Below are 18,999 nucleotides of genomic sequence, written 5' to 3' on the forward strand. Positions count from 1 at the left end.
TCCCACTATTTCAAGAAGAACAGCAAATCATTTGGCAAATAAAAATACTCTCGAGTATAAAATACAAAAGATTTTAAAGGAGATACGCTTTTATGAAAACAAGAAAATTTACCGCCCTGCTGCTTTGCGCAGTGTCATTGTTCCCTTTCCTTCTCTCTGGCTGTGGAAAATCTGATCAGGAAACCATCCGCATCGGCTCCAAGGATTTTACCGAAAGCCTGATTGTGGCGGAAATCTACGCGCTTGCCTTAGAAGACAATGGCTACAAGGTAGACCGGAAGCTGAATGTGGCAGGCTCTTTGGTTCACACTGCCATTACTGATGACGAATTTGACCTCTATCCGGAATACACAGGAACCGCGCTGCTTTCCGTTTTGCAGATGGATATGGACAGCGATCCGGATTCCGTCTACCAAACGGTAAAAGAAGAATACGAGAAACAATTTAACCTTACCTGGCTTGATTCCACCCAGGTAAATGACCGAAACGGCATTGCCATCCGTAAGGAAGCGGCCCAGGAATACAATATTTCCACTATGTCAGAGTTACAGGCCAACGCAGATAAACTGAAATTGTGCTCTCAGGGGGAATTTGAACAGCGGGAGGACGGTCTTCCCGGCCTTGCCAAGGTCTATGGGGAATTTAATTTCGCCTCCATCAACCTTTATGACAGCGGCCTGAAATACCAGATTTTAGAGAATGGGGAAGCTGACGTATGCCCCGCCTATTCCACCGACGCACAGCTTGTCAATACGGACAAGTTTGCCTATCTGGAGGATGACAAGCAGTTCTGGCCGCCTTACTACATGGCTCCTGTAGTCAGAAATGACACGTTAGAAAAAAATCCTGAAATTGCTGAAATCCTCAACAAAGTCAGCGCAAAACTGGACACGGAAACCATGATTTCCCTGAACGCAAAAGTGGACATCGACAAACAGGAATATGATGAGGTGGCGAAAGAATTCTATGATTCCATCCGGGAATAAGCCGCCGCATGCAGCCTGTTTCCTGGATAACCAGTAAGCACTGGCGCAGAATTTTATCCCTGCATCAATCACAGCATATGACCGGAGGTACTCAGATGGTACACGCAATCGAATTTCAAAATGTGACAAAAGCATTCCAGGGGTCTTTGCACAACGCAGTCGATCAGATCAACTTCACCGCAGAAGAAGGGGAATTCATCACAATCCTGGGTTCCTCGGGCTGCGGAAAAACAACGCTGTTAAAAATGATCAACCGCCTGTACGAGCCTGACGCCGGAACAATTATTGTGTTTGGAGAAAATATCAGCACTCTGGACCCGGTAAAACTTCGGCGGCGCATCGGCTATGTCATTCAGCAAATCGGCCTGTTTCCCCATATGACGGTGGGAGACAATATTGCCATGATTCCAAATCTTCTGAAATGGGAGAAAGAAAAAACAGAGGCCAGGATAAACCAGCTCCTGACGATGGCAGGACTGGCTCCGGAGGAATTTAAGAACCGGTATCCCGCCCAGCTTTCCGGCGGCCAGCAGCAACGGGTGGGTCTGGCCCGGGCGCTGGCGGCTGACCCTAAAATCATGCTGTTGGATGAACCCTTCGGGGCAATTGATTCCATCACCCGCACCCGGCTTCAGGATGAGCTTCTCACCCTGCACCGGGGAATGAACAAAACATTTCTGTTTGTCACCCATGACATTGAAGAGGCTTTTAAGCTGGGAACGCGGGTGATGATTATGAATGAAGGGCATATCCTGCAATTTGACACGCCGGAGGAAATTATTCTGCATCCGGCAGACGGATTTGTCAAATCCCTGGTGGACTCTGCAAGAGCAAAAGAGCAATTCTGGGAAAAGTTCAGATATCCCCGTGAGTATCGCTGACAGGAGAATTCAAATGATAGATTATATGTTCAAACACTATGACGATTTAATCAAATCGGCGCTGGAACACCTGCAGATTGTACTGGTTACACTGGCTCTTTCCCTTGTGATAGCTGCCGCTCTTACCGTAATCTGCAGTTATTCCAAACTGGCTGCAAGAATCCTCCCGGGGATTTTGTCTATGGTCTACTCTGTCCCCAGCCTTGCCATGTTCGCCCTGTTAATTCCACTGACTGGACTTGGCCAAACTACGGCAATTATCGTCCTGGTTATCTACAACCAATACCTGCTTCTGCAGAATTTTCTTGCAGGGCTCAACGGTGTAGAAAAAAGTATCGTGGAAGCGGCAGCAGGCATGGGAATGACGCCTATGCAGACCCTGATAAAAATTAAACTTCCCCTTTCCAGGAAATCGTTCATTGCCGGAATCCGCATTGCCATGGTTGCTACTATAAGCATTGCCACCATCGCCGCCTCCATCAACGCCGGAGGGCTGGGAACCATCCTTTTCGATGGACTGCGGACGATGAATCCTGCAAAGATTCTATGGGGCAGCCTTCTGTCAGCGCTGCTTGCAATTTTAATCGACAGAATACTGAGACTAGCGGAAAAATTCTTTGAGCGCTGATATCAGAAAGGAACCTTTGGGATCTGCCCTTTTTCTGCCTTAAGTCTAATCGCCGCCTTGGAGGATTTCACAATTTTTGCCATTACTGCAAGGCGAGGGATTTCTTAAATTAATAGAAATTGGTATGCTGCCGTCTGTATCCCTCGTTGTCCTTCTTGCTTAATTCACTTTCTACCTGCTGCAGCTTTTTCTCCAGATCCCTGACCTTTTTTTCATCTCCGGAAGCGGATTTTACCTGCTGTTCCAACTGCTTTTTCTTCTCTTTCAATTTCTCAATTTCCCTGTCAACCTGATCTGTGCTTCCGACACATATCTCTTCCGTTTTTCCTTGGGCGCCTCCTTTTACCTTTGGCTGTCCGCCCTCCTTGCCCTTTTCAGGACTGTCCGGGTCTGCTTCTGGCTGCAGATTCTCCTTGTCTTCTTTCAGACTGTCCTGCCCTGCTTCTGGCTGTACCCCCACTTTATTTCCTTCGGAACCCTCCGGATTTACTCTGGGCTGTTCCTTTCCGTCAGCAGGAACGGATTTCTTCGGATCATCAAAAAACACCTTCGGATTACCGTTTTCATCCTGCCCCAGCCGATACAGGCCGCTTGGCTTCTCGCCTGCCTTCTTGCTGCTGATATATTCATCCTGCAAAACCGGCGTTTGATCGGATGCTTTTGTTTCCTCTGCTTTTTGGGCCTTGTTCATGGACTGCTCTTCTTCCAGCTTCCTGACATCATTGATTTTAGAATGGTGATAGCTGCTATCCACTTTGATTGACATAAGCGCCGCCTCCTTATAAGTTTATTTTGAAGTGCAATTTTAAAAGCTCTGCCCTCCAGAACCTTTTTCGACTGTCCATATCCGCCAATCAACCCATTTGCCGTGAGATGCTCTCTGAATGCTGTGGAATGATAAGAAGCACACTGAGCATAAATTCCGTCCCCTGTGTCTTCACGCTCACTGCGCCATGATATTTTTCAGCTATCGCCTTGACGTTCGACAGGCCTGTTCCTGTCCGGAACAATCCCTTTCCCTGAAAGCTGTTCTCTATTTCCAGTAAAATAAAATCTCCCTGGATACGGCCTGACACACGAATATATTTTCTGGCGCCGTCATCCATATCTCTGCAGGCATGGATTGCATTATCCAACGCATTTGACAAAATAATGCAAAAATCAATGTCACGCACCAAACAGGGATACGGCAGCAGCAGCGAACAGCAAACGTCAATTCCCATACTTTCCGCAATCCCCAGCTTATTTCCCAGCAGAATGTCCGCCACAGGGTTATTCGTGCTGCAGGGAAAAGACAATTCTTCTGTCATATCCTCCATATCTCCAATATAATCTAATGCCTGTTCTGGTTTTCCTCCCTGCAAAAGCTCTTTTACCACAGTAATATGATTCTTAATATCATGTCGGAAGGATTTTGTTTTATCATAATTTGCCTTTGCCTCCTCCACATACTGATTCAGTGAATGTTCCTCCTGTTCCAGCAGCGACAATTCCGTAGTAAGGTGAAAATTCTGCAGCAGTTTCTTATAAGCAAACATCACGCAGAACAGGCTTGCCATTCCGAGAAGCTGGATTCCCAATATCTGAAAGTAATTGATATTTATCATAATTTCACTGCTGTTTGTAACTCCCAGGCCGTAAATAATGGAAGTGATATACTCTCCCATCAGAAATATCGTAAGCACAGGAATTAAAATCATAAGCACATACTGCTTTTTGATGGTTTCATAATAGGAAAAATACCGGCACACCATACGGTAACAAACCGCCGCCAGCAGCAACGCCGCATTTCCCAGCACCATAAACGCAATGCCCACCAGCTTTGGGTGAAAGGGATACGCCAGGGGATACAGCATTCCCTGAAGGGAATTCACAATTCCGTAACTGAGATGCATAATCTCAACAGTCAGCGCCGCATACAGCACAGAAGATTTCCAATCTGCATGACAGATCCAAATTCCGCTCACTGTCAGCAGCAGGACAAACGCCCCAAAATCCGCCATTCTGCCTGCCTTAACAAATTGAATTACAAAAAGCGCCCCTGCCGCAAACACTCCATAGTAATAAATCTTTATGTTCTTTTGCAGCAGTCTGACAAAAAAATGAAAGCCCACAAGCATCTGAACGCTGCCCATAATATATACATTAAAAAAATCCATAATATTCCCCGCTTTGCATCCTGTATTTACATATTTTTCATATACTGCAGTATCACATTGGAAAATTCCTTGCTCCGCAGCCGCGACACCGGTATTTCTTTCCCTCCTTCCATGTACGCCACCTTGTTCTTATATGTTTTCAAATACCTCAAATTGATTAAATAGCTTCTGTGGCACCGGAAAAACCTGCTGTCCAGCCTGGTTTCCAGATTTTCAATCCGGTCATAAAAATCCACCACCTCCGCCGACGCCAGATGCAGGTAGATCTTTCTGTCAATGATTTCACAGTACACAATATCTTCCAGCGAGATAATGCGGCTTTCGTGTCCTTTCTGCACCAGCAAATTCGCTTCTTTGGCACTTTGCATGGAAACCAAAAGACGTTCCATTGTTTTTTCAAATTGCCCCTCTTCTACAGGCTTTACCAGATAATCATACGCCTGCACTTCAAAAGACTGAAACACCATCTCCCGCAGAACAGTAATAAATATCAGAAAACCTTTAAACCTGCGCTCCCGCAGCCTCCTTGCCGCTTCCATGCCATCCATATCCTTCATCTGAATATCGAGGAATAAAATATCAATTCTTTTGTCACATTCCAATAGCTCCTCACCGCTGGAAAACTGCAGGATTGCCGTCTCCATATTTTTTCTGCCAAAAAAGCCAGACGCCATGGAACTGATGGCGTCACACATATATTTTTCATCATCACAGACTGCAATACGAATCACATTATCACCTGAACTTTCCTGTTTATCTGCAAATGCAATGAATTGATCTCCTCGGTTGTTTGCCCAACCATATCAATTTTCAAAAAGCATGCCCTTGCGTATAACAGCTATATTATAAACGAAAAGCATCAAAACATCTATACTTTTCGAATGGCAAGCCTGAAACTTTATTTCCAGCCCATTCATTTTATTTCTTCCATTCCTTTCTCTTTTGTATTATAATAGTGGCTGAAATTTACAGCAAAGGAGAATAATTATGATTCAATACATCGCAAGCGACCTGGACGGAACGCTGCTGCCAGACGGCGGCCAGAATATGAACCCGGAAATCTTTGACCTGATATTGCGGCTGAAAGAAAAAGGAATCCGTTTTATCGCTGCAAGCGGAAGACAATATCAAAGCATGCGCCTCCTGTTTGAACCTGTCAAAAATGAAATCTCTTATATTTCAGAAAACGGCTCTCTCTGCATCCACCAGGGGCAGGTAATTTCCCGGGGTCTGATTGAACGGGATCTGGGCCTTAACATTATAAACGCCGGGCATGAATACGGCCAATGCAGTATCCTGCTTTCCTGCGAATCCCGCCACTACACTGACTCAGGCAATGAGGCCTTCCTCAATCACATGAGAAACGTAATCCACAATGATATTGCAGTTGTGGAGGATCTGCGTCAGGTAACGGAGCCTTTCTTAAAGCTTGCCATCTGTGACTTTAACGGCACTGACAGGCTGTTTCCCTTTCTAAAGGAACGGTTTTCCCAGGAAATCCGGGTAGTCACCGCCGGAAAAATATGGGTGGATTTCCTTGCGCCGGGGGCTGATAAAGGAACTGCCCTTGCCGGACTTTTAAAACATCTTAACATTCCGCCAGAAAACGGCATTGCGTTCGGGGATCAGTACAATGATATTGATATGCTCCGGTTTGCAGGCACCGGCTATGCGATGAAAACCGCCGCCCCAGGCGTGGCGGATTATGCAGATTGTGTAACAGAATCTGCTGCAGAGGTGATAAAAGAATTGCTGGAGCGCGCCTGAACATTGTTTTCTTATTGCTCCAGCAGTTAAATAGGGCAGAAGATCGTTATTTGGACTGCAATATTTAACCGCCGGAGCAATGCACAAAAACCAATCTCCTTGCTCCAGATTATATGTTTTTGTTGTCTTTCAAAGCTGCCTAAATAATTGTCAGAATTCCAATGGACTTCAGCAGTAAAATTACCAGAAGCGCCGGCGCAATAAAACGTATCATAACAATATAAAGCTGCTTTCTGCCGAATTTGCATCCTGTCTTTTCCGCTTCCTCAATAATCGTCTTTGGCGTTACCACCCATCCAATCAGGATACAGGTTCCAATAGCCACCAAAGGCATCAGGCAGTTATTGCTGATGTAATCCATAATATCCAGCACCTGGGCATGAGCTCCGTTGGGCAGCACAATGTCAAAATACAGCTTATTATAACCAAGACACACCAGCACGCCGCCGGCCAGTGCAATGAGCGCTTCTAAGACCGTGGCTTTGGCCCTGGACATATGAAACTGATCCATGAAACTGGACACTACCGCTTCCATCACCGATACCGCGCTTGTCAGAGCCGCAAACAATACCATGGCAAAAAACAGTGCGCCAATCAGATTTCCAATCCTGCCCATGGAAGAAAATACCTTAGGCAATGATACAAACATCAAGCTGGGGCCGGAGGCTTCCATTCCCTCTCTTCCCATAAACGTATACACGGCCGGAATAATCATAACTCCTGCCAGAAATGCAACTGCCGTATCAAAAATTTCAATCTGGTTGATGGATTTTACCAGATTGGCGTCATCTTTCACATAGGAGCCATATGCAATCATAATGCCCATCGCCACACTGAGACTGAAAAATAACTGCCCCATGGCATCCAGAAGCACTGTGAAAAATCCCTTAACCGTCAATCCTTTAAAGCTTGGAATCACATAAATCCAGAATCCTTCCAATCCGCTTCTGGTAACTCCCGATTCATCCGTCGCATGAATGGTCAGGGAAAAAGCAGCGATTCCCACTACCATCAGAAGCAGCAGCGGCATCAGTACCTTTGAAAATGACTCAATTCCATGGTTCACGCCCCGGTATATAATAACTGCCACAACCAGCAGGAACACAACCATAAATATCAGCGGCTCCGCTGTTCCTGTGATATATCCTGTAAAATATCCGTCTGCCGCCGCGCTTGCGCCCTGCCCAGTCAGATATGCCAGCAGATATTTCACAACCCAGCCGCCGATGACGCTGTAATAAGGCATGATAATCACTGGAACCAGACATGCCAGTATGCCCAGAAATCCCCACTTTTCCTTCAGTTTTCCATAGGCTGTCAAAGGACTCTGCTTCGTCTTTCTTCCTATGGCAATTTCTGTAGTCAGCAGCGTAAATCCAAAGGTCAGGGCTAAGATCAGATAAATAACCAGAAACAGTCCGCCGCCGTCCTTCGCCGCCAGATACGGAAACCGCCAAATGTTTCCTAATCCTACCGCACTGCCTGCTGCCGCAAGCACAAAACCTATTGAGCCTGAAAATGAATGTCTGTTTTTTTCCTTTTCCATGTTCTCCTCCGGGAAACGAATCCCTTTTCCTTCCTTGTAAATTCAATAAACTGTTCCTATTATACTATAGGACAGCCCTATTTCAAACCTTTTCTTTGAAATTTTTCCAAAAAAATCTGACTCCTGGACATGGCGTTTAAAAACGGGTAAAATAAATTCACACTTTATTTTACTCATTTTCAGGAAGCAATAGACGATGGCAATTCAAGAAGGCTGGCAGAGAAAGATCCAGCCCTTTTCTTTGAAACCTACATCTGAAGCTCTGTTGAAAAAGCGCAGAGACGGAATATCCTTCTAATACAGAAACTCCCTCACATTATCCTCTGTAACCTTCTGATAAGGCAGATAGATATATTTCTCATTCTCAAAGGCAAGCGTTTCCAGCCCGGCTCCTGTTACAGCGCCAACCGCCAGTTTTGCCATTGCCAGCGCCTGTCCCTCCTTGTCATTGTAGACAGTGGCCGCAACCTTTCTGTCAATGACCGCTTCCAGCCCGGCCTCTGTTCCGTCAATGCCGAAAAATACCGGCATCGCCCCTTCCGTGTAATTCAGCTTTTCATAAGCGTCAACAGCGCCTAACGCCATGGCGTCATTGTTTGCCAGCACCATTTCAATCTGATTGGGATATTGGCTGAGAAGCTGCTGCATCCGGTTCTGGGCCTGGGCACGATCCCAGTTGGCTATTCCTGCGCCTAATTTTTCAAGGACAATCCCGCTGCTTTTCAGAGTATCCACTGCACTTTCTGTTCGGATAATGGCATCCTGATGCCCCGCCTCACCTTCCAGCACCACATATTGGATTTTGCCGTCCCGGTTCTTGTCAATCTGCTGATTCCCGGCGATTACATCCACCGCCAGCTCCCCCTGCATTTCTCCGGACTGCTGGGCGTCCGCTCCCACATAGTAAAGCTTCTCCCACTGCATCATATCCTCCGCCACCGGCTCCCGGTTAAAAAATATGATGGGCACATCGTTCTTTCTTGCCAAATCAATAATTTCTGACGGATCTGCCCGATCCACCAGATTCACACAGAGAACATTGCACTTCATGCCAATCAGCTCCTCAACCTGATCGTCCTGGGTGCGCTGGGAACCTGCCGCATCCCGCACCATAACGGTAATTTCAAGGCCGCTGTTCCCAAATTTCTCAAACTGCTGCTTCAGACAGGCGACCAGTTCCCCCAGAAAGGTATCGCCCTGATTATAAAAGGCTACGCCCACCTGTATTTTCTCCGAAACCTTAGGCTGCTGTTTGCCGCAGCCGCAAAAAAACAATAACAGCATACAAGATACTATTCCAACTGCCATGTATCTTTTAATCTTCATCATATAACTCCATTCTGCCGTCTCAGGCTGGAAACCAAATCAGCCATTCCCTGTCTTACTTATTGGCTCATGGTAAACAATAGCTCCTGATTCTTTTCTGTAAATAAATCTTCCCTGCGCAGCACCGTGTAAGAAACCTCCTGACTCTGAATCTGATGGAAATAACGCCCCAGATTCTCTGCAAGCTCTGTCAGGCTCTGATAACCCATATGAAACCCATCCGGCACAATCAGGCACTGCACCCTATCCGTATCCAGATAGTAGACGGCCTCTGTAGAATTCCCAATGCCATACACCAATGCCCCATGAAGATCATTGGCAGCCGAAGATTTCCCGGCCGCCGCCAGGCTTCTGTCATCCAACGCAACTACAACCTCCACTTTTGAAAGGCTTTTCAGAGACTGCTCCCAATCCTCTGCATGAACGCCGGACACAGACCAGCGAATCTTGGCCCCTCTGCTTTCCAATACCTCCCTTAGCCCTCTTTCCCGGCTGGCCAAAGCCTGAGAGCCGTCCTCTCCCGCAATAATCCCAAAAAACTTTCCCTCTATGTTGCCGCCGTAATCCTTCCATAATTCTTCCGCCAGGCTTTTTCCTATGGCGTAATTATCAGGCCCCGTTACCGGCAGAGTGGAATCCTCTGTCTCCCGGCTGGCTGCGCACACTGCAAGCATAACGGGAACCTTTTTCTCCATCTTCCTTAACATCTCTTCCGCCTCCCGGCCCGGAACTGGCTGGACAATCAGAGCGTCAGCCCCATTGCTGATCTCAGCTTCCAGCAGATCCTGTTCCTCCTCCAGGGTAAACGTTCCTCCCGTACTGACGACAGACAGTTCAATATTCTGATCCTCTGCCGCCATCTTAAGTCCGTATTTAAAGGAAGCCCACTGGCTGCTGTCCGAATTCTGGATGATTACGGCAATCTTGTAGCGGCTTTCTCCACTCTTTTCCCAGAACATGCGGATGACCAGTCCAATCAGCATTACTGCCAATATGGATTCCACCAGAATAAAAATTTTTTTATGATCCTTCATCGCCTAACTCCTGTCTGCCTGGCAGATCCCCCTTTTCAGGAACTTTCTCTGTTCCTTGTCTGCCTGGCAGATTTCCCTTTTCAAGAACTTTTCTGTTTTCCTCTGTAAAGGCCACTGCCGGAATGCGGATGGTAACCTCTGTTCCCTCATCCGGCTCGCTGACAACCGTAAGGCCATATTCTTTTCCAAATAAAATCCGGATGCGTTTGTCGACATTGACAAGACCAACCCCGGAACCATGCCGCTGTTTACGGGTGCTTTCTGTCAAAACCAAACTGGCGGCCTCCCTGGTCATTCCCATGCCGTTATCTTTTACTGACAAAAGAACCATCCCCTTCTCAAGCCGTCCGGTTATCCGAATTTCCCCTGCATCCTCCAAGCCTGCCACTCCGTAATTAATGGCGTTTTCGAGGATAGGCTGTAAAATTAATTTTACTGTACAGCAGGAAAGAATCGCCGGATCTATGTCAAACTCCATGGAAAACGCATTTTTGTAACGAATTTTCTGAATATTCATATAGCTTTTTGCATGCTGAAGCTCATCTTTAATCGTAATAATGGTGCGCCCTTTGGAGAGACTGATCCGAAACAGCCTTGCCAGTTCGGAAATCATAAAGGAAGCCTCTTCATTCCGTTCATCCTCCACCATCCAGATAATAGAGTCCAGGGTATTGTAGAGAAAATGCGGGTTAATCTGGCTCTGTAAAGCATCCAGCTCGCTTTTTCTCCGCTCGTTCTGCTCCCTGACAATCTCCTTCATCAGCTTATCAATCTGCTCGTAGGAAGTCTGAATAGAATAGCCCAGATGCCGGATTTCCCTGGAACCGCCAATGTATATTTCCGGCGTTTCCCCAGCCTCATATCCCACAACAGAAGCATTCAGCTTTAAAATAGGGCTGGAAATTCTGACGGAGACAATCCGGTTTACAAATGCCAGCATCATCGCCATAAACAGCATAAAAATGCCGAAAAAATATCGAAGGTTAAACATCCCGTAAGTAAAGGCGGAATAAGGAATCACGCCCACCAGCTTCCATCCGGTATAGCTGATGGTATTAACAATCACCTTCCGGCGTTCACCCTCAAAATACTCATCATACACGCCGTCCTTATATCTGGCCGCCTGCCCGCTGTTTTCACTGCCAATGCCATTGCTGATCTGAATCTGGCGGGTATGATAGATAATCTGCCCGTTGCTGTCGCACAGGTAAAAATACTGCCCATTGCCGGACTCATTGATCTGCTTCATCATCCGCTCAATGCCGGAATAATCCATGTCCACCAACAGCACGCCAGACCGGGGAACTCCATTGTCTGTAAGCTCCACCACACGGCTTAAGGAAATCACCCAATAATACCGAAGTGCCCCGTCGTCAAATAAATTCTGGATGTGCGGCGTAGAAAAATGCATATTTTCCATCTCCTCCAGCGCCTTTTCATACCAGCCCTGTTTGGTTATATTGGGGTCTTCTTTCTGCAGAACTACCGGCTCTGCCGCCAGCAGGCTTCCATATTCATTATATACGGCAATGCTGCGGAGATTTTCTCGGTTTGCCGCATACAAAAGATTCATTCCCTGCTGAATATCCTGGCTCTGCCTGGAAAAATCATTTTCTTTGATTACATTATAATAAATGGAATCCGATACTCTCCGCATACTGACCAGATAATCCTCCAGGTTTTCCCCTGCCTGCTCAATCAGCTTCTGCGTGCCGGAAATAATTTCCTGGCGGGCCGAAGCAGAAAACCGGCCATACATTACAAATCCCAAAATCAGCAGAAGAGAAAAGGATATCACGGAAAACACCGCCATAATCATAGATTGAATGCCCTGAAGTTCCGGTTTTTTCAGGAACCTGAAATACTTATTCCTCACTCTTTGCATGCTCCGTTCTGTATTTGGATGGGGAAGCCCCAAACCGCTTTTTAAACACATAGCTGAAATAATTTGGATCAGAATATCCTACCCGTCCGGCTATCATATAACTTTTCTCATTGGTTTCAATCAGCAGGCGGGCCGCCCGATCCAAACGGTAATCCGTTAAATATCCAATAAAGGAACTGCCAGTTTCCTTCTTAAACACCGTGGAAAAGTAAGAATTTGACACTCCCAAAGCTGCACAGATATCGTCCAGGGAAAGCTTTGCATCCCCATAATTATTCTGCACATACTCCTTAGCCCCGGTTACAAGGGATTCCGTAGAATTGCTCCGCACACGGATTAGCTGTTCCCGAAAAGAAAGGCTGACCTTCAAAATCCAGCTTCGAAAAGCATCCGGCTCCATATCCAGAATGCTGCTGTACAGCTTCCCCATATCCTCCATATCCTCTCCCATCGAAATGCCGTTATTAGCTGAAAAACGAAGCAGCATATTCAAAAGCTCCATCCGCTCCAGACAGTGCTGCTGCAGGGATTTATCTGCAATTGCAATATGGTGAAGATACCTGCCTGCCGCTTCTGTAATCTCCTCCTCAGAACCCACCCGTATCATGCGAAACAAATCCGACAGCTGTTTCTCGCAGGATATAACGTCTCTATCCATTTTCTGAGGAACAATTTCCTTCATATTGATTGCCCTGGAAGCGCCATAAACCGCCCGATAAGAAACAGCCTCCCTGGCACTGCTGTAAGACCGGGGCAGCTCCAGAATGCTGCCGCAGACCTGGCCGATTCCCAACGTAACCACAGCCCCCAGCATCCGTCTGGCATATCTGCAGAACCTGTCGCATTCATCCGTCAGCTCCCAGACCTGGTTTTCATTTTGAAGCTGCACAATAAAAACCGTGTTCCCAAGGTAAGCAAAGCTTTTGGCCTGCCATTTTTCCCGCAGCCGTTCTTTGGCCTGTTCCCGCACAGAAGCAGACAGCAGCAGCGGGTCCATATCTCCTGCTTCCTGGCTGGAGGAGGTATGGATCACAAGGCAGTCAAACAACGGACCCGGGAAGGATACCTGGCAATCTGACAGGTATCTGGAAATCTCGTCCTCATGGACTCTTCCTTCAATCAGTCCGGAATAAAAATCAGCACGCAGAAGAGGCAGCGATTCCAGATAATATTTCTGCAGAGTTTCCACATTGCGCTTCTCACTGATTTCCTGATCCAGCTTCATTTTCAACTGGGAGAACACAGATTTCAATTCCGCAGAATTCACAGGCTTTAGAATATATTCCTCCACCTCCAGATGAACGGCCTCTTTGGCATACTCAAACTCATCAAACCCTGTGAACAACAGAATCTTGGTAGCCGGGAACTCAGATTTCACGCGGTTTGACAGTTCCAGGCCGTCCATATAAGGCATTTTAATATCCGTCACCACCACATCCGGCTGAAATTCTTCCACCAGTTCCAGAGCCTTCACTCCGTTTCCTGCAGATCCAATTACGGAAAATCCCAACTCTTCCCAGTTGATTTTTCGCATAATCACCTGTATAACTTCTTCCTCATCGTCCACTAAAAGCACCGTATACATATCCTTATCTTCCCCCCAAATCCGCTTTATTGTTTGTTGATCATAATTCCTCTGACCATCGCATTATCTAAATTATAGCAAAAACAGCATAAAAAGTAAATGTTCCTGTTTTTCCAGACACGCAGCTTTACGCCCTTAGAACGGCCGGTTTCATCACATCTCCCAAAGTTTCAAACACGTTCTGAGAAGCTCAAAAAAGCCGGACTATCGCCCGGCTCTTTTGCATTCATTCTTATTTTTTCTGCACATATTTCAGACAGTCAAGAGTTACTGCTGAAATAATGATAATTCCTTCAAATACAAACTGAAGATTTGTGTCAATTCCAAGAATCGTAAGAGAATATGTGAGGGCCGTAAAAATCAGCACGCCTACTACCACGCCGGATATCTTTCCAATACCGCCGGTAAAGGAAACGCCGCCCACTACGCAGGCTGCAATAGCGTCCATATCCCAGCCCTGCCCATAAGCTGCAGAACCGGAACCAACCATTCTTGCACATTCCAGCCAGGAACCGAAGCCGTACAAAACGCCTGCCAGCATAAATGCCCCCATGGTTACCTTGAATACGGAAATACCAGAAACCGAAGCCGCTTCCGGATTCCCGCCCACTGCGTACAGGTTCTTACCAAATGTGGTCTTATTCCAGATAAACCAGATAATTGCGATTGCCGCCACTGCCCAGAGGATAATGGTTGGGAATCCATTGACCTTAGGGATAATCATGTTTGGAATCACAGGCTCAATGGCTCCAAAGGACACTCCCTTGGTAGCATAAGTGATAATACCGAAAATCATCAGCATGTTTGCCATTGTTGAAATAAAGGGATGCATCTTGAATTTTGCGGTAAAAAATCCAGCCAGGGATGTAAAACAGGTACATAAGAAAATACATACCACTAGCGCCAGAACCACACGCACAATAATCGGAAGCCCTGTAAAATCAAATACGTGCCCAAACACTCCACCGGTATTAATCCCCTGGTGCATAATAATGGTAGCCGTCGTCATACCCATACCGACCATACGCCCGATGGAAAGGTCTGTACCAGTAAGTAAAATCAGGCCTGCAACTCCAAGAGCAAGGAACATTCGAGGCGAAGCCTGCTGCAAAATGTTCAAAACATTATTATAGGTAAGCAGCGGCGTATTCTTTACAATAGGAGTAATAATACACAACGCCACAAAAATCAGCACAATAACAATGTAGAGTCCGTTCTGTAAAAAGAATGATCTGCGGTTAAAGGTATATTTATAATTCTCCCACTTCTGTGTTCTTGTCTCCATAAAGGTAAACTTAGACATACGCAGCATGTCAATCAGATGATATCTGTGGGCAAAAGCTGCATGCTTCCTGTCCTTGATCTGCTGAAGTTCCTTTTCCAGCTCCATCTTGGCAGCAAACAAGCGGTTCTTATGCACATATTTCTCATCTTTTATTTCATTATGATCGGAAAGCTTTGCCAGCGCCTCCCTGTGCTCTTTTTCCAGCCGTTCCACTTCTTTGCTATATTTCTCTTTTACAAAAGCTTTTTCTCTCTCGCAGCTTTCTTTTACAGGCTGAAAATAGTCTTTATCATAGTTTGCCTTCAAAAACTCCTCTGCCTCAGAGATCAACTTTGCAACCTGATCCTTATTCTTTGCCTCAACTGCCTTAGCCTGTTCTAATTCCGTCTGATATCTGGCAATTGCCGCATCCTTCTCTGCTTTTGTATAAATACGGTCTCTCTTTACGCTGTCAATCTCATTCTGAATAGAGAGAACCTTATTCGTGCCGTCCGCTCTTAAACTGTCGATATCCTTCTGAATTGCCCCGACACGATCATCAATTGGCTTACGCAGCTTCATTTCCTGCTCAGCCGTAAGAATTTTATTATCCATATTCCTTCTGCCTCCCTACAGGTATTTGGCGCTGAGCCTTAAGAGTTCTTCCTGATTCGTCTCTTTCGTATTGACAATCCCGGAAAGATGTCCGTTGGACATTACGCCGATCCGATTGGTAATTCCCAGGATTTCCGGCATCTCAGAGGAAACCACTAGAATGGTCTTTCCCTGTTTCGCCATATTGATAATCAGTTCGTAAATCTCATATTTTGCGCCTACATCAATTCCTCTCGTGGGTTCGTCCATCATAAAAATCTGCGGGCCGCGCTCTAACCATTTTCCAAAAATCACCTTCTGCTGATTTCCGCCGGAAAGGTTCGCAATCATGTCCTCCGGACCCATACACTTGGTATGCATTACTTTAATTTCATTTGCGGTTGCCTTAGTCATTTTCTGCTGGTCAAGGGCAATGCCGGATTTATATTCAGGCAGGTTTGCAATGGTGGTATTGAAAATCAAGTTGCCTTTTAAGAACAGTCCGTTGGCCTTTCGCTCCTCTGTAATCAGGGCAAACCCGTGCTCCATGGCTTCTAAGGCACTGCTGAAATTCATCAGACGGTTTTTAAAATACACCCTTCCGGCCGCTCTGGTGCGGATTCCGAAAATAGTTTCCAGAAGCTCCGTCCGTCCGGCTCCTACCAGACCGTACAGCCCAAAGATTTCTCCCTCTTTCACATCAAAGGTGATATCCTGCAAATGAGGTTCGAATTTTGTAGACAGGTTCTGAATGGACAAAATCACATCCTTCGGCGTATTGTCCACCGGCGGGAATCGGTTCTCAAGAGAACGTCCTACCATCGCTGCAATCAGCTCATTCATGTCTGTTTCTTTTGCGCTCTTTGTCATAACAAGGTTACCATCACGGAGCACAGATATTTCATCACAAATCTCAAAAATCTCATCCATTTTATGGGATATGTAAATCAGGGAAATTCCCTGAGATTTTAACATCCGCATCATTTCAAACAGCTTATCTACTTCCTGCACCGTCAGGGAAGAAGTAGGCTCATCTAATACAATTACTTTTGAATTATAAGAAATTGCCTTTGCAATTTCGCACATCTGTCTCTGCGATACTGACATATTCCGCATGGGCTGCGTAAGGTTTACCGTCATCCCCAGCTTCCGGAACAGCTCTGAGGCTTCTTTTTTCATTCTGCCTTCATCCACAATTCCCATGGAATTCACGGGATAACGCCCAAGGAACAGGTTGTCAATGACATTTCTCTCCAGGCACTGGTTCAATTCCTGATGCACCATCGCAATTCCGTTTTCCAGCGCATCCTTCGGTCCTGAAAAACTTACTTCCTTGCCGTCAAGAAAAATATTGCCCTCATCCTTCTGGTAAGTTCCAAACAGACATTTCATCATTGTTGATTTTCCTGCACCGTTTTCACCCATCAGCCCCATTACCGTGCCGCGCTTAACATCCAGATTAATGTGGTCAAGCACACGGTTCCGGCCAAAGGATTTGCTCATGCCCCGTATCGATAAGACAGTATTATCTTTCTTATCTGCCATTTTTATTACTCCTGTATGCATAATTGATAGTTACAATAGCTGCTGGCCGCCTCACGCCAAAAAGCTGCTATAAGGAAGGGCTGCCAGAAAGAATTCCTTCCTGGCAGCCCGCTTTCACAGCTAGAAATCATTACCGCTTACTGGCTAAGCAAAGATGTGTAGGAAGCTGCATTATCTGTCTTAACCATGTTGATGGCAAATGCATCATACTGGCTTGGATTTCCAAGACGGTTTGTAACGTTAGACTCAGTCTGTCCGTCACCGCCGATGTACTCAACTTCAAGATTCAGAATATCATCATAATTCTGAAGCAACGGCTGATAAGTAGAGCTTAAGAAGTTGTCGGAAGCATTATAGATGTTCAGCCAAACTTTCTTAACTGCATGAGAGCCTTCCTCAAGCTGGTTTGATACTGGCTCATAAATCTTGGTAGAATCTGTAAAGTCCTGATAATTGTCAGAAGTAACCGCTACGTTCAATGCGTAATAAGAACGCTCTTCTTCTCTGTATACATATACATCTTCAGTCAGGACATTGCCTGCTTCGTCTGCGGTTCCAATTCCTGTATCAATGTCAACTCCGTCCAAAGCATTGCGGAGAACTCTCAGTGTCAGGTACGCCTGTACGTCTGCATGCTGGCTGATGGTTCCACCGTATCCTTCTGCAATGGCTGCAACTGCATCGCTGTTTGCATCATAGCCGAAGGTAGGAACATTGTTATCTTTTGACCATGCATTGAACATGGACATTCCCATACCGTCATTATTGGAAACTACAACGTCAATCTGATCGCCAAAGGAAGAAGACCATGTTCCAATTGCATTTCCTGCTGTAGCTGCATCCCAGGTAGCTCCTGCAGAGTTCTTCATTTCCTGGGAAGCCAGTTCGCGAACCACATATTTCTTGCCGCCAACTTCAATTTCGCCGTCCTGTACCATAGCTGCTGTTCCGTCTGTATTGGTGCCTGCAGGATCGCTGTTGATATTGCCGTCCTTGTCCACTCCGGTTCCAAGAGCCTTACGAACGCCTCTGGTACGTGCGATAGAATCATTATGTCCGATATCGCCGATTGCCAAAACATATCCGATGGTGCCGTCGCCGTTACGGTCAATCTCATCAATATGAGCTTCAATATATTCCTTTACCATCGTTCCCTGAAGTTCTGCCCCCTGATTTGCATCAAATCCTACATAATATGTATTGGCATTGAAGTTCAAAGCTGTCATATCCAGTTCTCCTGTGGAGCTGTTGGAAGGCTGACGGTTAAACCATACCAGGGGCTTATCTTTATTTGCAGCATCTCCGGTTGCTCCTGCATCTTCTGTACCGGCGTCTTCTCCGCCGTCGGCATCTGCTGCAGGCTCCTGGCTGTCTTCTTTCTGTCCAGTGTTATCTGCCGGAGCATTGCCGCCTCCGTTGTTTCCGCATGCTGTAAGAGAAAGCCCAAGGGCCAATGCCAAAGTTACTGAAACAAATTTCTTTTTCATAATGAATATCTCCTTTCCTCCTGCGCTGTTCGCACTTTTGTTGGTATTGACAGTATAGACCATGAATAAGCGAGAAAGAATAGAATATTTTTCACTCAACATTGAAATTTTTATTATGTTTGATTCGTCACAAGTAACAATATTTTTCAAATTATTTAATATTTTTACAGCAACGACAACAAATAACCATAAATACTTATAATACACCAGTTTACAACTTTTATAAATGATAGCCCTTTTGTTGGACAAGATATTTCAGGACTCTTATAAGAACAGATGATTTTATCATACTTTCGCTCTTTTTCACGAAAG

Annotated in this window: 15 protein-coding genes; 4 read left to right on the forward strand and 11 right to left on the reverse strand. The window is 45.9% G+C overall.

The window, feature by feature from the left end:
- The first annotated feature begins 92 nt into the window (after positions 1-92).
- The 3 genes from E5329_RS01105 to E5329_RS01115 all read left to right on the forward strand — a co-directional run bounded on the left by E5329_RS01105 (position 93) and on the right by E5329_RS01115 (position 2,495).
- Entirely contained in the window at positions 93-986 is an 894-nt protein-coding gene (locus tag E5329_RS01105; RefSeq protein WP_135987729.1) for a glycine betaine ABC transporter substrate-binding protein, read from the forward strand.
- Positions 987-1,081: 95 nt separating this feature from the next.
- Complete coding sequence (locus E5329_RS01110; protein WP_135987730.1) at positions 1,082-1,867, forward strand: ABC transporter ATP-binding protein; 786 nt, start codon at positions 1,082-1,084, stop codon at positions 1,865-1,867.
- A gap of 13 nt (positions 1,868-1,880) precedes the next feature.
- Positions 1,881-2,495 carry an ABC transporter permease gene (locus tag E5329_RS01115; RefSeq protein WP_135987731.1) on the forward strand — a complete coding sequence of 205 codons (615 nt, stop codon included), beginning with the start codon at positions 1,881-1,883 and terminating at the stop codon, positions 2,493-2,495.
- Positions 2,496-2,604: 109 nt separating this feature from the next.
- Here the strand turns inward: E5329_RS01115 and E5329_RS01120 are convergent, their stop codons facing one another.
- From E5329_RS01120 to E5329_RS01130, 3 genes are all read right to left on the reverse strand, one after another.
- Positions 2,605-3,261, reverse strand: a complete 657-nt coding sequence (locus E5329_RS01120) for a hypothetical protein (RefSeq protein ID WP_135987732.1) — start codon at positions 3,259-3,261, stop codon at positions 2,605-2,607.
- An 88-nt stretch (positions 3,262-3,349) separates the two neighbouring features.
- A complete protein-coding gene (locus E5329_RS01125) occupies positions 3,350-4,654 on the reverse strand; it encodes a sensor histidine kinase (protein WP_135987733.1) in 1,305 nt (434 codons plus the stop codon).
- Between the two features lie 26 nt (positions 4,655-4,680).
- Positions 4,681-5,385, reverse strand: coding sequence for a LytR/AlgR family response regulator transcription factor (locus E5329_RS01130; protein WP_135987734.1), 705 nt, complete (start codon positions 5,383-5,385; stop codon positions 4,681-4,683).
- Positions 5,386-5,641: 256 nt separating this feature from the next.
- Between E5329_RS01130 and E5329_RS01135 the strand changes: the two genes are divergently transcribed.
- Positions 5,642-6,421, forward strand: coding sequence for an HAD family hydrolase (locus E5329_RS01135; RefSeq protein ID WP_135987735.1), 780 nt, complete (start codon positions 5,642-5,644; stop codon positions 6,419-6,421).
- A 139-nt stretch (positions 6,422-6,560) separates the two neighbouring features.
- Here E5329_RS01135 and E5329_RS01140 read toward each other — a convergent pair whose 3' ends face one another.
- From E5329_RS01140 to E5329_RS01175, 8 genes are all read right to left on the reverse strand, one after another.
- Positions 6,561-7,967, reverse strand: a complete 1,407-nt coding sequence (locus tag E5329_RS01140) for a sodium-dependent transporter (RefSeq protein WP_135987736.1) — start codon at positions 7,965-7,967, stop codon at positions 6,561-6,563.
- A 294-nt stretch (positions 7,968-8,261) separates the two neighbouring features.
- On the reverse strand, positions 8,262-9,293 hold the full coding sequence (locus E5329_RS01145) for a galactose ABC transporter substrate-binding protein (protein ID WP_135987758.1): 1,032 nt from the start codon (positions 9,291-9,293) through the stop codon (positions 8,262-8,264).
- 59 nt (positions 9,294-9,352) lie between these two features.
- Positions 9,353-10,327, reverse strand: a complete 975-nt coding sequence (locus E5329_RS01150; RefSeq protein ID WP_135987737.1) for a sugar ABC transporter substrate-binding protein — start codon at positions 10,325-10,327, stop codon at positions 9,353-9,355.
- Positions 10,314-12,212, reverse strand: a complete 1,899-nt coding sequence (locus E5329_RS01155) for a sensor histidine kinase (RefSeq protein ID WP_275442897.1) — start codon at positions 12,210-12,212, stop codon at positions 10,314-10,316. The genes E5329_RS01150 and E5329_RS01155 overlap by 14 nt, the downstream gene beginning before the upstream one ends.
- The gene (locus E5329_RS01160; RefSeq protein WP_135987739.1) at positions 12,193-13,797 is read right to left on the reverse strand and encodes a response regulator; all 1,605 of its coding nucleotides are present in this window, start codon (positions 13,795-13,797) and stop codon (positions 12,193-12,195) included. The genes E5329_RS01155 and E5329_RS01160 overlap by 20 nt, the downstream gene beginning before the upstream one ends.
- 232 nt (positions 13,798-14,029) lie before the next feature.
- Positions 14,030-15,676: an ABC transporter permease subunit gene (locus tag E5329_RS01165; RefSeq protein WP_135987740.1), complete on the reverse strand. Its 1,647-nt coding sequence runs from the start codon at positions 15,674-15,676 to the stop codon at positions 14,030-14,032.
- Between the two features lie 15 nt (positions 15,677-15,691).
- A complete protein-coding gene (locus tag E5329_RS01170; protein ID WP_135987741.1) occupies positions 15,692-17,200 on the reverse strand; it encodes a sugar ABC transporter ATP-binding protein in 1,509 nt (502 codons plus the stop codon).
- 137 nt (positions 17,201-17,337) lie between these two features.
- Positions 17,338-18,687, reverse strand: a complete 1,350-nt coding sequence (locus tag E5329_RS01175; RefSeq protein WP_135987742.1) for a substrate-binding domain-containing protein — start codon at positions 18,685-18,687, stop codon at positions 17,338-17,340.
- Positions 18,688-18,999: the final 312 nt, after the last annotated feature.

The sequence above is a fragment of the Petralouisia muris genome, from assembly GCF_004793545.1.
GTDB classification, from domain to species: domain Bacteria; phylum Bacillota; class Clostridia; order Lachnospirales; family Lachnospiraceae; genus Petralouisia; species Petralouisia muris.

Excerpts from the sequence above, each read along its gene's own strand:
- E5329_RS01105 (WP_135987729.1), top strand. The coding sequence starts at position 93 with ATGAAAACAAGAAAATTTACCGCCCTGCTGCTTTGCGCAGTGTCATTG.
- E5329_RS01110 (WP_135987730.1), top strand. The coding sequence starts at position 1,082 with ATGGTACACGCAATCGAATTTCAAAATGTGACAAAAGCATTCCAGGGG.
- E5329_RS01115 (WP_135987731.1), top strand. The coding sequence starts at position 1,881 with ATGATAGATTATATGTTCAAACACTATGACGATTTAATCAAATCGGCG.
- E5329_RS01120 (WP_135987732.1), bottom strand. The coding sequence starts at position 3,261 with ATGTCAATCAAAGTGGATAGCAGCTATCACCATTCTAAAATCAATGAT.
- E5329_RS01125 (WP_135987733.1), bottom strand. The coding sequence starts at position 4,654 with ATGGATTTTTTTAATGTATATATTATGGGCAGCGTTCAGATGCTTGTG.
- E5329_RS01135 (WP_135987735.1), top strand. The coding sequence starts at position 5,642 with ATGATTCAATACATCGCAAGCGACCTGGACGGAACGCTGCTGCCAGAC.
- E5329_RS01140 (WP_135987736.1), bottom strand. The coding sequence starts at position 7,967 with ATGGAAAAGGAAAAAAACAGACATTCATTTTCAGGCTCAATAGGTTTT.
- E5329_RS01145 (WP_135987758.1), bottom strand. The coding sequence starts at position 9,293 with ATGAAGATTAAAAGATACATGGCAGTTGGAATAGTATCTTGTATGCTG.
- E5329_RS01150 (WP_135987737.1), bottom strand. The coding sequence starts at position 10,327 with ATGAAGGATCATAAAAAAATTTTTATTCTGGTGGAATCCATATTGGCA.
- E5329_RS01155 (WP_275442897.1), bottom strand. The coding sequence starts at position 12,212 with ATGCAAAGAGTGAGGAATAAGTATTTCAGGTTCCTGAAAAAACCGGAA.
- E5329_RS01160 (WP_135987739.1), bottom strand. The coding sequence starts at position 13,797 with ATGTATACGGTGCTTTTAGTGGACGATGAGGAAGAAGTTATACAGGTG.
- E5329_RS01165 (WP_135987740.1), bottom strand. The coding sequence starts at position 15,676 with ATGGATAATAAAATTCTTACGGCTGAGCAGGAAATGAAGCTGCGTAAG.
- E5329_RS01170 (WP_135987741.1), bottom strand. The coding sequence starts at position 17,200 with ATGGCAGATAAGAAAGATAATACTGTCTTATCGATACGGGGCATGAGC.
- E5329_RS01175 (WP_135987742.1), bottom strand. The coding sequence starts at position 18,687 with ATGAAAAAGAAATTTGTTTCAGTAACTTTGGCATTGGCCCTTGGGCTT.